The organism is Bradyrhizobium sp. RDI18, assembly GCF_043203335.1.
GTDB classification, from domain to species: domain Bacteria; phylum Pseudomonadota; class Alphaproteobacteria; order Rhizobiales; family Xanthobacteraceae; genus Bradyrhizobium; species Bradyrhizobium retamae.
In genome coordinates, this window is sequence record NZ_JBICRN010000008.1 from 1,247,202 (window position 1) to 1,259,345 (window position 12,144).

General features: G+C 63.4%; 10 protein-coding genes and 1 pseudogene. 4 read left to right on the forward strand and 7 right to left on the reverse strand.

Features of this window, described 5'->3' with window-relative positions; translation table 11 throughout:
- Positions 1-7: 7 nt before the first annotated feature.
- Positions 8-2,395, reverse strand: coding sequence for a TonB-dependent receptor family protein (locus ACFXS9_RS14810; RefSeq protein WP_392689907.1), 2,388 nt, complete (start codon positions 2,393-2,395; stop codon positions 8-10).
- A 93-nt stretch (positions 2,396-2,488) separates the two neighbouring features.
- Positions 2,489-2,860, reverse strand: coding sequence for a DUF2946 domain-containing protein (locus ACFXS9_RS14815; RefSeq protein WP_392689909.1), 372 nt, complete (start codon positions 2,858-2,860; stop codon positions 2,489-2,491).
- 479 nt (positions 2,861-3,339) lie between these two features.
- Between ACFXS9_RS14815 and ACFXS9_RS14820 the strand changes: the two genes are divergently transcribed.
- The 4 genes and pseudogenes from ACFXS9_RS14820 (at position 3,340) to ACFXS9_RS14835 (ending at position 7,470) form a co-directional block, all read left to right on the forward strand.
- Entirely contained in the window at positions 3,340-3,741 is a 402-nt protein-coding gene (locus ACFXS9_RS14820) for a globin (RefSeq protein WP_392689911.1), read from the forward strand.
- Between the two features lie 153 nt (positions 3,742-3,894).
- Positions 3,895-4,914 carry a sugar ABC transporter substrate-binding protein gene (locus ACFXS9_RS14825; protein WP_392689913.1) on the forward strand — a complete coding sequence of 340 codons (1,020 nt, stop codon included), beginning with the start codon at positions 3,895-3,897 and terminating at the stop codon, positions 4,912-4,914.
- 6 nt (positions 4,915-4,920) lie between these two features.
- A pseudogene (locus ACFXS9_RS14830) lies at positions 4,921-6,422 on the forward strand (sugar ABC transporter ATP-binding protein).
- A 10-nt stretch (positions 6,423-6,432) separates the two neighbouring features.
- On the forward strand, positions 6,433-7,470 hold the full coding sequence (locus tag ACFXS9_RS14835) for an ABC transporter permease (protein ID WP_392689915.1): 1,038 nt from the start codon (positions 6,433-6,435) through the stop codon (positions 7,468-7,470).
- A 117-nt stretch (positions 7,471-7,587) separates the two neighbouring features.
- Here the strand turns inward: ACFXS9_RS14835 and ACFXS9_RS14840 are convergent, their stop codons facing one another.
- The 5 genes from ACFXS9_RS14840 to ACFXS9_RS14860 all read right to left on the reverse strand — a co-directional run bounded on the left by ACFXS9_RS14840 (position 7,588) and on the right by ACFXS9_RS14860 (position 12,095).
- Positions 7,588-8,208, reverse strand: coding sequence for an Isoquinoline 1-oxidoreductase subunit (locus ACFXS9_RS14840; protein ID WP_392689917.1), 621 nt, complete (start codon positions 8,206-8,208; stop codon positions 7,588-7,590).
- Positions 8,205-10,202, reverse strand: a complete 1,998-nt coding sequence (locus ACFXS9_RS14845) for a molybdopterin cofactor-binding domain-containing protein (RefSeq protein ID WP_392689919.1) — start codon at positions 10,200-10,202, stop codon at positions 8,205-8,207. The genes ACFXS9_RS14840 and ACFXS9_RS14845 overlap by 4 nt, the downstream gene beginning before the upstream one ends.
- A 43-nt stretch (positions 10,203-10,245) precedes the next feature.
- Positions 10,246-10,386 (reverse strand): hypothetical protein, encoded by a 141-nt coding sequence (locus ACFXS9_RS14850; protein ID WP_392689920.1) that lies wholly within the window; start codon positions 10,384-10,386, stop codon positions 10,246-10,248.
- Positions 10,387-10,389: 3 nt separating this feature from the next.
- On the reverse strand, positions 10,390-10,851 hold the full coding sequence (locus ACFXS9_RS14855) for a (2Fe-2S)-binding protein (protein ID WP_275186306.1): 462 nt from the start codon (positions 10,849-10,851) through the stop codon (positions 10,390-10,392).
- 761 nt (positions 10,852-11,612) lie between these two features.
- The gene (locus ACFXS9_RS14860; RefSeq protein ID WP_392689922.1) at positions 11,613-12,095 is read right to left on the reverse strand and encodes a hypothetical protein; all 483 of its coding nucleotides are present in this window, start codon (positions 12,093-12,095) and stop codon (positions 11,613-11,615) included.
- Between the last annotated feature and the right edge of the window lie 49 nt (positions 12,096-12,144).

The following is a 12,144-nucleotide window of genomic DNA, read 5'->3' on the forward strand; positions in this document are numbered from 1 at the left end:
TGTCCGATCATTTGAACGCCAGCTTCATGCCGGCGATGAACGCGCGCGGGGAGCCGGCGTAGATCGAGCCGGTGGTGCTGAGACCTTGAACGCCGGCCGTGACCGTGTTTCCGATATTATTCGCGGAAGCCACATAGGTCCGGTCGAACACGTTCCTGACTTCGACATACATGCTCAACGACTTGAAATAGTCGGACACGAGATCCGTGTTGTAGTGCACATTGAGATTGACCAGTTCGTAGCCGGGCGCCTTCTGCAGATTGGCATTGTCCATGTAGAACGAGTCCTTCCACTGCACCTCGACAAACGCTCCGAGGCCGGCAAGCGGCCCCCACATCTGCTCATAGCCAAGCCGCGCCGTCAGTTCGTGCGGCGAGATGCCGGGAATCTTATTGCCGGCGCGGTTGAAGCTGAAGACCGTCCCGCCTGCGCCTTGGCTTCTGATGTCTTCCGTATATTCGGTGTAGTACTGATCGAGATAGGTATAGGCCGCAGTGAATCGCCAGCCGGGATAGAACTTCCAGTCGGCGGCTAGCTCCACGCCGCGGTGTTCTGATCTCGGCGCGTTGAATGTGTAACTGACGCCGGCTGTGCGTGTCGCCTGGCTCACCAGTTCGTTGCGGAAGAACTCGTAGAAGCCGGTCGCACTGAACTTGAGCACGCTGTTTGGCGTCCAGTCGAAGCCCAGATCGTAACCAAGATTCTTTTGCGTCTGGAGCTGCGTGTTATTGCCGGGTGTACCGTCCGAAAGCACGAACAGGTTATTGACCTGCGGCGTGCCGTATCCAGTGGCGACACGCGCGCGGAAAAGCCACTCGGGATTCAACTTATAAAGCAGCGCCAGTTCGGGTGCGGTGTTCTGGAATTGCCGGTCGGCGGTCGTCGGCGTGATCGTCGGGTTCGGGACCGGCGATGTCCCATAATTGTAGGCGGTATTGATGCCCTTCAGGTGCGTGGTTTCCCATCCGATGCCGGCGATGGCGGTCAGTTGCGGCGTCAGCTTCAATTCCTCGCGTGCGCGAATGCCGTAGTTGGTGGTGTCGCTCCAGGTATTGCTTTGCAGAAGACCGAGCCTCGCATTGCCTCCCGGCATGACGTGGCGTGAGTCGCTTGACGCCGTCAGCGTGTTGTAGAACGCGCCGAAATAGGTGGTGGACTCCAAACCGAAAATTTCACCACGCTTTGTGATGTCGCTCATGTAGTTGTACGACGGGAAATCGCCAATCGCGCTGGTAGCGCCGGTCGGCTGGCTGATGTTGCGGTCGTCGAACACGAACTGGTTGCGCCAGGTCGTCGTATTGTCGAAATCGTGCTCCCACCGGCCGCCGACGATGGTCCGGCGATCATTGCGACCGAGGCCTGCCTGCAGCGCCGTTTCCCGATCGGTTCCTGCCGCGGTGTTGAAGCCGTTATTGTTCAGCAGGACCGTTGCACACCCACGTGCGACTGCGGCGGCTCCGCCCGTCGCGCAGCCTTGCTGGAACGGATTTTGGTAGAACTGGTCGAGCGTGTACCGGAGCGGAAGGCGAGTATCGAGATTGTTGTTGATGAACTTGACCGTGAAGCGGTCGTCGGGCGTCGCCTGCAGTGTGCCTAAGAAATTCACCGTCTGGGTATTGAACCAGCTATTCTGGATAAACCCGTCGCCGCGCGCGTCGCTGGCGAACAGCGAATACTCGAAATTGCCGACCTGCTTGCCTGCGGCGAGATAGTTATTGAGATAGCCGAAGCTGCCGCCATCGACGCCGTATTCGACCCCATCGATGGTGCGGCCCGGGCGGGTGCGGAAGTTGAGCGCGCCGCCGGTGGCATAGTTGCCAAAGAGCGCTGACGACGGTCCTCGAATGACATCGATCGCGCCATAGGCCTTGGGATCGATCAGGTCGCTGCGGGAAAGCCCGTCCGGCTGCGTGACCGGAAAGCCGTCGTCAAAGATCACGAGGTTGCGGATGGCGAAGCCGTTTCGAGCATTGGAGCCGCGGATCGAAATGCCGATATCGCGCGGCCCGTTGCCCTGCTTCACCGAGATACCCGGGCTCTCGCGCAGCACGTCGGCCACCGAGAACGACGGCCGGTTATCGAACTGGCTGCGATCGATGGTCGTCTCGGTCTGGCCGTTCGGCGCCTGGTAAAGCAGCGCGCGCGCCACGCTCGGGGTAATGCCCGCGGTTAGCGACGCTGAAGGCGCGGGGTTGGCCGAAGGCGGCCTCGCCTGCGTCCGGGCGGACGCGCGAATGGCCGGCTTTCGGGCCGCAGGTCTGCCAGTCGCGGCGCGCGGGGCTTCGACGGTCACCGCCGGCAACGCCGTCTGGGCGGTCGCGTTCGACGGCGTGAGGGATAGCGCACTGCCAAGCACAAGCAGGCTCGCGCTTCCCAAAACACGATGGGGGTACATAAGACATTCCTGACGCCAGCGCTTTGGCTGGCTTGCTCAACTGAACGAACTGGCACGGCCGCGGCCGCACCATTTGACGAAGGTCAAGTGAGGTCAGGAAATGGAGGGAGGCGCGCGCGCCTGCGCGTGGCTGCCGGCGCGAGCGTTTGTCAGCCGGAACGCAAAATCGACCCAGGCCACCCGCTCGGCAATCCGATCGATGTCGATCGCCACTGTCTCCGGCGCGTCGACCGGCGCTCCGGTCTGTAGCACGCTGCAAACCGAACAGCATCCGTCGTGGGCGCGGTGGCCGGTCTGGTCGGCCTGCCCGGCACCGGGGGCGCTATTGCCATGGCAGATGATGGCGCCAGCGAGCGGATCGGAAGCCGCCATGCTCGCCGCCCAGCATGCGCCGATCGGTGCAAAAATCTGCACCACCAGAGCAATCAGGACGATTGGCAGGAAATTCTTCAGCCGCCGGCGCATCGCAAACCCATCCGCTTCAGACCTTAATCACCCCTGGAGTCCGAAGTCGAGATGAGGTTCCCGGAATTATGTTGCAGCTTCATGGAGAGATGCTGGCGAAAAGCGATGCGCTTTGCATCATTTAGAGGGCGCCTTACCCCAATACCAAGCCTCGGGCGTATTGCAGCTAAATCCACAACCGCCAGTAGTAAATTCCCAATCATTTCGCAGAGTGCTGGAATTTTGAACAAACGTTGCCGAAAATGGTGACAAGACGAAAAAGATGGTCTACCAATTCGGGCTCAGGCTGGCCGAGAGGCAAAGCTTGGTGGTCCAAGTCTCGGGAGGAGCCCTGACGCGCACAAGCAGCGTCGCCTCGACAATCAAGAGCAAATCTCACTTTTCGAGGAAATTAAGGGTCGACACAATTTTTGAGCAGGGCTTGGTGCCCTGCTCTTTTTTTTCGAGACGATCTTTTTTCAAGACGATCGCAAACGACAATGACGGCATCGTCAAATCCCATCGAGCGAAGTTTTGAACTGGCCGCCGCGCGCTGCGAAGATCTGACGCCGCTGGTCTATCGACGCCTGTTCGAGACCCATCCCGAAGCGCGGACGATGTTTCGGACTGAGGGCAGCGAGCTCGTCAAGGGCTCGATGCTGGCGATGACAATCGAGGCCATCCTGGATTTTGCCGGCGAACGCGCCGGTCATTTCCGCCTGATCACGTCGGAGGTTTACTCGCACGATTCCTACGGCACGCCGCGCGAATTGTTCGTCGCATTCTTCGGCATCATTGCGCAGACACTGCGCGAGGTCGTCGGGACGGACTGGTCTGACGACATCGATGCGGCGTGGCAAAAATTGCTCGGTGATATCAAAAGTCTCGTTGCAGCGCAGTGAAGCGACGAGCACCAAAGTCTCCCGACGTTCATTGAGACAGACGATCAAGTCAGCCGGTGGCGCAAACGCGCCGAGTGTGAAAGACTGCCTCGATCCGCGGTGCGTGCAATCGACGCCGACGGCGATAACAAATGACAAGCGAGGGAGCAAACGATGTCCGGGACAGACAAATCCGTAACGACCAGGCGCGACCTTCTTCAGGCCGCGGGCGCGGCTGGCGCAGCCACCGCCCTGCTCGGGGGACTGGGTATTAATCCAGCGCTGGCGGCAGCCGCACGTTCAGAGAAACCGTTGAAGGCTGCGTTCTCCAATGCAGGCCTGCAGGCGACCTGGTGCGCCCAGGGCAAGCAGGCGGCGGAATGGTGGGGCAAGCTGTTCAACGTCGAAGTCACCTGGTTCGACGGCCAGCTCGACGCGGTCAAGCAGCGCGCGGCGATCGACAACATGGCGTCGCAAAAATGGGATTTCGTCGCCATCCAGGCGTTCGGCATCGGCACGCTGACCCAGCCCGTGCAAAAGATGATCGATGCCGGCATTCCCGTGATCGACATGGACACGCTGATCGCCCCGCTCGATCAGATCAAGGTTCATTCGTTCCTGGCGCCCGACAATGAATTCATGGGCGCTTCGGTGACCCAGGCGCTGTGCAACGCCATGGGCGGCAAGGGCAAGATCATCATGACGCAGGGCGCGCTCGGCCATACCGGCGCGCAGGGCCGCGCCAAGGGCTTTAACACGGTGGTGAAGCAATTCCCCAATATCGAGGTGCTGGACACCCAGCCCGCGGATTGGGACGTCTCGAAGACGGCGCGGCTGTGGGAGACCTATCTGACAAAGTATCCGCAGATAGATGCTGCCTTCTTCCACAATGACGACATGGCGCTGGCCGCCTACAACATCATGAAGGCGCGCAACCGCACCAACATCCTGATCGGCGGCGTCGACGCCATGCCGCCGGCGATCCAGGCGGTGAGCGAAGGCCGCATGTTCGCGACCGTCCGCAATCCCTCCTGCCGCATCCATGGTGGCGCCATCGTTGCCGGCGTCGCTGCGGTAACCGCGGGCGAGAAGAGCGGACAGGGTATTCCAAAGCACGTCATCACCGACGGCCCGGTCGTAACAAAGGCCAATGCCGCCGGCATGCAATGGATGGAGGACCATTTCCTGATCTGAGTCAGCATGCCCGTGGGACTCAAGCCCATCCTCGAACTGCAGAGATCACGAAGGCCTTCGGCGGCGTCGAAGCCCTTCGTGGTGTCGATTTTGCGCTTTCTCCCGGCGAGATCCACGGTCTCGTTGGCGAGAACGGCGCCGGCAAAAGCACGTTGATGAAGATCATCGCCGGCGTGCATGCCGATTTTTCCGGCCGCTTCATCCTGGACGGCCGGGAGACCCGCTTCCGCTCGGTGCGCGACGCGCATGCGGCCGGCATCGCGATGGTTCACCAGGAGCTCAGCGTCGCGCCCGATCTGTCAGTGGCCGAGAACGTGTTTCTCGGCAACCAGCCGACCAACCGCTTTGGCTTCGTGCAATGGCGGCGCATGGCGCGCGAGGCTGGCGAGCAACTCAAACGTTTCGGCATCGACGTCGATCCGATGTCGCGGCTCGGCGACCTCCCGATCGGCCTGCAGCAACTGATCGAGATCGCCCGTGTGCTGTTCTCGGGGGCCCGCATCATCATTCTCGACGAGCCGACCTCGGCGCTGTCGCCGCCGGAAGTGGAGCGCCTGTTCGCGACCCTGAAGCGGCTGCGGGATGAAGGCACCAGCATCGTCTTCATCTCGCATTTCATCGAAGATATCCTGCGCGTCTCCGACGTCGTAACGGTGTTCCGCAACGGCAGGAAGGTCGCCGAGACCAGGGCCGCCGACACCAACAAGCCCGCGTTGATCGAGGCCATGATCGGCCATGGCCGCGAGGCGCTGGAAGAGACCTACACGCATGACATCATGCTGCCGCCGCCCGCCGAGAAGCCGGTGGTGCTGAACGCGAGCGGGCTGTCGCTCGCCCGCAGCCTGCGCGACGTTTCGTTCGACGTCCGCGCCGGCGAAGTGCTGGGCATCTACGGCTTTATGGGATGCGGGCAGCTCGAACTGGCACGGATCCTGTTCGGCAAGCTCAAACCCGACCAGGGCTCGCTGGCGATCGCCGGCAAACAAAAAGCCTTCCGCAGCACGGCCGGCGCACGCCGCGCCGGCATCGCCTTCGTGCCCGAGAGCCGGCGCGACATGCTGTTCCACCAGGAGCCGGTCTACAAGAACATCTCGATCAGCGTCCTCGACCGCATTTCATCCCTGCTGCTCAAGCCGTCGCGCGAACGCAAGATCGCCGCGCGCCAGGTCGACCAGTTGCGGATCCGGCCCGCCGCGGTCGAACTCGATCTCGGCATGCTCTCGGGCGGCAATCAGCAGAAGGTCGCGCTGGCGAAGTGGTTGAGCTATCCGCCGCGGCTACTCGTGCTGTGCGAACCGACCCGCGGCATGGATGTCGGCGCCAAGGACGACGTCATCCACATCGTCAGGGATTTGCGCGCCAAGGGGCTCGCCGTCATCGTGCTCTCCACCGAGCCGGAGACGGTGCTGTCGCTCGCCGACCGCATCATCGTGCTTAAGCGCGGCGCGGTGGTGCGGGAATTTTCCAACGAACGGATCAGCAAGGACCGCCTGCTCGAAGCGGCGTGAGGAGACCGACATGACTTCAGGTGAAAGCGTGACAGTCCCCGCTTCCGATCGCAAACGCCCGCACCGGCTTGCCGTGATGCTGCGCTCCCAGATGCGCAATATCGCGCCGTTCCTGACGCTGATCTGCCTGTTCGGCTTCTTCGCCGCCGCCAGCCCGTCGTTTGCGACGCTCGACAATCTCGGCAACATTCTGACCCAGATTTCGGTCACCGGCATCATCGCCGTCGGCCTCACCTTCGTGATCCTGTGCGCCGAAATCGACCTCTCGATCGCCGCGATCGCCAACGTCACCGGCATTGCGGTCGCCTATTTCACGCTGCAGGAATCCTACGTCAACATTGCCAACGTGCCGATGCCCGGATGGGCCGCGATCCTCTTGGCGCTGGCGCTTTGCGCCCTGCTCGGCCTCGTCAATGCCTTCGGCCTGACGGTGATCGGCATCCCCTCCTTCATCATGACGCTGGCGATGATGCAGATCGCCGCCGGCATCTCGGCCCTGTTGGTGCGCGGGCAGATCGCCTACAAGGTCCCTCCGCTGGTCACGACCTTGGGATCGACATCGATCGGCGGCATTCCCTGGATCGTGATCGTGGCGGCGTTGATGCTGCTCGGCGGCCATCTGGTGCTGACCTACACCCGCTTCGGCCGCTACGTCTACATGGTCGGCGGAAACCGCGAGGCGGCGGAATATTCCGGGCTCAACGTCAAGCTCATCCTCGGCAGCGTCATGGTGATCTCGGCGGTCTGCGCCGGCATCGGCGGCATGCTCGGCGTCGCCCATTTCGGCAGCGCGCAGCAGAACGAGTTCGACACTTATCTTCTTGATTCGATCGCCGCCGTCGTGGTCGGTGGCACCAGTCTCTTTGGCGGCCGCGGCGGCATAGGCAACACCATCGTCGGCCTGTTCGTGCTCGGGGTGCTCAACAACGGGCTCGACCACGTCAACATCGACAGCTTCCTGAAGATTTTAATCCGCGGCCTGATCCTGCTGGCCGCGCTGGTGATCAACGTCTATGCGCAACGATTGCGGGAGCGGACGGCGGACTAGCACACGCTCGCTAAATCGGTCCTTGGGAGAGTCGCCCTGCAGCGGCCGATGCGAAACGCGTTTGATGCAGCCAAGACCCGCACATTCCTGAGGGCATACGGCGTTAACACCCCGGCCTCATGACGGCGGGCAATGCGCGCCAGTATCAGCCCAGGCCCGCAGCAAGGCGCCGAACGCGGCCTGCGTGCCTGGCGCTGGTTCGCGGCCCGGACCGGGCGACCAGCCCCAGCCCACGAGCGTGTCCTCCGCCATGTGGTGAAGAAGCGCGGCCATGTCCTTGCCGCCGTTGCGGTTCGGATCCTTGATCTGCGCGCAGATCTCGCCAAGCGTGCGCCCCTCCCAAGCCATCGAGGCCGGGGCGAGGTGCCACTGCGGATGGCCGGGCACGCGGGCGGCATCGAAATTCGCGGCGTGGTGGCAGGTATTGCAGGTCATGCCGGGCACGCCGTGCCCGTCGGCCCCGCGCACCACGAGCGGCTGATGCGGCCGCATCGCGTCGCTCTGCAACGGCCGCTCGGTCGCCGGGTGGCAGTTTACGCAACGCGGGTGCTGCAGCACCTTGCCGGCCTCTTCGAACAGCGCGATCGAACGCGCCTGTTGATCGGCGATGTTCTGGAAGCTCGGGACGGGGCGTAAGTCCTTCGCAGTCGGCTGTCGGGTGGTCTGCGCTACCGCGGCCGCGACGAGAACCGTCACGGCGGCCACCCCCGCCGCGAGGAAAGCTTGTGCGCGCATCATGCGACCGCCCTCACCAGTGGCAGGCGGCGCGGCCGCCCGAGGCCGAGCCGTGCCATTGCGTTGGCGACAGAGGGCCCGATCGGCGGCACGCCCGGCTCGCCGACGCCCGTCGGCTTCTCGGACGAGTTGACGACGCGCACCTCGACCTGAGGCATCTCGTGGATGCGCAGCACGCGGTAGGTGTCGAAATTCGCCGGCACTGGCCGGCCCTCGTCGAGAGCCACCTCGCCGTAGAGTGCCGCACCGACACCGAAACCGATGCCCCCTTCCATCTGCGCGCGGATCACGTCCGGATTGACCGGCACGCCGCAATCGACGGCGCACCAGACCTTATGCACGCGCGGGCCGTCGTCGCCGGCCGAGACCTCGGCGATCTGGGCGACGTAGCTGTCGAAGCTCTTCACTACCGCGACGCCGCGGGCGCGGCCATTGACCGGGCCGGGCCCGGACCATTGCGCGAGTTCGGCCACGGCGCGCAGCACGCCAGCCTCGCGCGGCGCCTTGCCCATCATGGCGAGCCGGCCCGCCACCGGATCCTGCTCTGTCGCCTGCAGGAGTTCGTCGACGAAGCATTCGACCGCATATCCGGTGTGCGTATGGCCGACGGAGCGCCACCACAGGACCGGCACGCCAACATCTGTCGTGTGCAGATCGCAGCGGAAATCGGCGATATCGTAGGGAATTTCCTTCGCGCCCTCGACCGACGTGGCGTCGATGCCGCCCTTTGCCATCACGGCCTCGAAGGGCGAGCCCTTCAAGATCGATTGGCTGACGACGGTGTCGGTCCAGGCGACGATCTTGCCATCACGGAGGCCGCCGCGCATGCGGTGCACGATGAGCGGACGGTAATAGCCGCCGCGGATGTCATCCTCGCGCGTCCAGACGAGCTTCACCGGCCGGCCAGGGCCGATCGCCTTCGCCACCTCGGCCAATTCCGCTGCCAGATGACTCGTTTGCTGCGCCCGGCGCCCGAAACTGCCGCCGGCGAGCATCGTTTCCAATTCCACCTGCTCCGGCTTGAGCCCAAGCACCGTGGCGATCGCCTGGTGATCGAGCGTCTGCAACTGGCTGCCGAAGCGGGCATGCGCGCGCTGTCCGTCCCAGCGCAGGAAGCCGTCGAGCGGCTCCATGGGAGCGTGCGCGAGATAGGGGAAAACGTATTCGGCTTCGATGATTCTCTCGGCGCGCGCGAGCGTCGTGATCGCGTCCCCGTGGGCACCGGCAATGCGGCCAGGCCGGCGCGCCACCGCGCGGTATTCCTCGATGAGCTGGTCGCTGCCGCGCTTCTCGGCGGCCGACTCGTCCCAACTGATGCGCAATTGTTCGCGCCCCTTGATCGCCGGCCAGGTGCCGTTGGCGTAGACGGCCACGCCGGTCGGCACCTGCTTGACATCGACCACGCCCTGGACCGCGCGTGCCGCGCTTGCATCGAAGGACGCGACCCGGGCGCCGAACCGCGGCGGGTGCGCCACGACGACGGTGAGCATTCCGGGTTCGCGCACGTCGATCGTGAACTGCGCCGTTCCGTTGGATTTCGCGGCACTGTCAAGCTTCTTGACCGAGCCGTCGTCGCGGCCGATCAACCGGAAGACGGACGGGTCCTTGAGCGGCGGGTCGGCCGGGACCGGCTGGCGTGCGGCTGCCTCGGCGAACTGCCCAAAGCGGCCCTCGCGACCGGTCCCGGTATGGCGTAGCACGCCGCGCTCAACCGTGATCTCGCGCGCCGGCACGCCCCAGCTTTGCGCCGCGGCGGCGATCAGCATGGCGCGCGCAGTCGCGCCCGCCTTGCGCATCTGATCGTACGAATTGGCGATCGCGGTGGAGCCGCCCGTGCCCTGCACGCCGAAGGCCAAATTCTTGTAGAAGTCGGTGTTGGAGGGCGCGTGCTCGGCCCGCACCTTCGACCAGTCGGCGTCGAGCTCCTCGGCGACAAGGGTTGCGAGACCGGTGAAGGGACCCTGGCCGAACTCGATATGCTTGATCAGTACGGTCACCGTATCGTCCGCGCCGATGCGAATGAAGGCGTTGGGCGCGAAATCAGCGCCGCCGGCGGCGCGACGGAAGGCGTGCGCCGCGCCCGATTGCGCGCGCCTTCTCGGGCAGATAAAGGCCGATGACGAGGCCGGCGGCGCCCTTGAGCATCGCGCGGCGTGAAAGCGCAACGTCGTGTGTCGTCATGGCTCAGCCCTCCAGCGCGCGGGCGGCGTCGTGGATCGCGGCGCGGATACGGACGTAGGTGGCGCAGCGGCAGACGTTGCCGTTCATCGCGAGATCGATGTCGCGGTCGCTCGGTTTCTTGACCTGCTTGAGGAGCGCGACGGCGCTCATCACCTGGCCTGACTGGCAGTAGCCGCATTGCGGCACGTCGCGCGCGATCCAGGCTTGCTGTACCGCCTCGGCCTCCCGCCCGGAGACGCCCTCGATGGTGGTCACCTCGCGGGTGCCGAGCGCCGAGATCGGCAGGGTACAGGAGCGCATTGGCTTGCCATCCACGAACACGGTGCAGGCGCCGCATTGTGCGACACCACAGCCGAACTTCGTGCCGGCCAGGCCGAGCGCATCACGCAGGACCCAGAGGAGCGGCGCGTCATTATCGACATCGACGCTCTGCATGGTACCGTTGACTTTGATCGCGAGCGCCATTGCTGCCTCCCGGTTTGCTGAGCACTGATTGATGCAGACGGCGGCCTATGCGCCGCCCCGCGGGCATCGAATAACTACGCTGCCTCCTGACCGGTTCCCGGGCTTCGAACACGATTCGCCGGTGAGCAGCATGTCCGATGTAATCGCAGCTTCGGGAAGCATCGCGTTACGCGATGCCTCGGGCCACGATGACAATCAGGGATGGCTCTGCCTGGACTAGTCCCTATAATCTGCAAGGACTTATAAGGTGGTGCAATAAATGCCGCGAGGCAGCTTCGACGACCTCATCGCCGTCGCCCGGGAACAATGCTTTACAACCCGCCGCACGTCTTCCGGTGACAGCCTCCTGCCCGTGACATTGGGTTGCTGAGCATGTGCGAATGACGATGCCATCAAGAACACTGATACTATTGTGGTGCGGAGAAATTTCACGTCGAACTCGATTCATGGGGTTTCTATCGCTCGCCTGTATTCCGTGGCGCAGGCGCGGCTGGGCGGAGCGATGAGCGCGAATTTCCCGATAGGTGCGGCGCACAACTGGCTTCAACACGCAGGCTGTCAGACCCGACGTTGGTCCGTGCGCTTGTTATAGGCAGCGCCGAGCCATCCGATTAGGCGGTAGAATGCGCATGGAGCTATTAGAGCGGCTGATTAATCGTTTCAACGACATTCAGCCGCCGGCCCCTGTAACGAAGCTAGCTAGGCGCGCTAGCACCATCGTCGGTACCTGGATGGCTCGGGCTTTACTTCCCGGCTTTAGTTTACTTCCCGGCTTTAGCTTCGATCAGGGCTGGAGCTGCGATCTTATCCTTCATTTCCTCGCAGATCTTGCGTACCTCCGCCGTCACCAACGAGCAGCTCTCAATTTGAAGGAAGACGCGTTTGGCTTCCGCGCGGTAGCGTGCTGCGGTTTCCTTCAGTTCTTCGGTCACTGCGAGCGCCTCGCGGCTCATGGCCTCGCACTGCCTGGCCTGCTCGATGAGCTCAACGCCCAGCGCCTCGATGTCCTTCGCGGCGGCTTCATATTCGCGCACGACAGCTTCCGCTGACAACTTGCCGATCTCCGTAGCGCCGTCGCTATGCTCCACATAGTCTGGCATCCCCAAATCCGGAGCGCGTACGGAAGGCGGCGCGTAGTCGGTCGGCTGGGGTTCGCGAACTGACGGCAGTTTGCGAAACTCTTGTTCGATCTCGCGCTCAAGATCGATCGTATCTAAAATCGGCGGTTTTGTTGAACGTGCCATGGCAGCGCTCCCTAAATGAAAAAGAAATCTTTCGAAATGCGGCTTAGAC

What these genes read in the sequence shown, in the direction of transcription:
- ACFXS9_RS14810 (WP_392689907.1), bottom strand. Translation starts at nt 2,395, where the DNA reads ATGTACCCCCATCGTGTTTTGGGAAGCGCGAGCCTGCTTGTGCTTGGC.
- ACFXS9_RS14815 (WP_392689909.1), bottom strand. Translation starts at nt 2,860, where the DNA reads ATGCGCCGGCGGCTGAAGAATTTCCTGCCAATCGTCCTGATTGCTCTG.
- ACFXS9_RS14820 (WP_392689911.1), top strand. Translation starts at nt 3,340, where the DNA reads ATGACGGCATCGTCAAATCCCATCGAGCGAAGTTTTGAACTGGCCGCC.
- ACFXS9_RS14825 (WP_392689913.1), top strand. Translation starts at nt 3,895, where the DNA reads ATGTCCGGGACAGACAAATCCGTAACGACCAGGCGCGACCTTCTTCAG.
- ACFXS9_RS14835 (WP_392689915.1), top strand. Translation starts at nt 6,433, where the DNA reads ATGACTTCAGGTGAAAGCGTGACAGTCCCCGCTTCCGATCGCAAACGC.
- ACFXS9_RS14840 (WP_392689917.1), bottom strand. Translation starts at nt 8,208, where the DNA reads ATGATGCGCGCACAAGCTTTCCTCGCGGCGGGGGTGGCCGCCGTGACG.
- ACFXS9_RS14850 (WP_392689920.1), bottom strand. Translation starts at nt 10,386, where the DNA reads ATGACGACACACGACGTTGCGCTTTCACGCCGCGCGATGCTCAAGGGC.
- ACFXS9_RS14855 (WP_275186306.1), bottom strand. Translation starts at nt 10,851, where the DNA reads ATGGCGCTCGCGATCAAAGTCAACGGTACCATGCAGAGCGTCGATGTC.
- ACFXS9_RS14860 (WP_392689922.1), bottom strand. Translation starts at nt 12,095, where the DNA reads ATGGCACGTTCAACAAAACCGCCGATTTTAGATACGATCGATCTTGAG.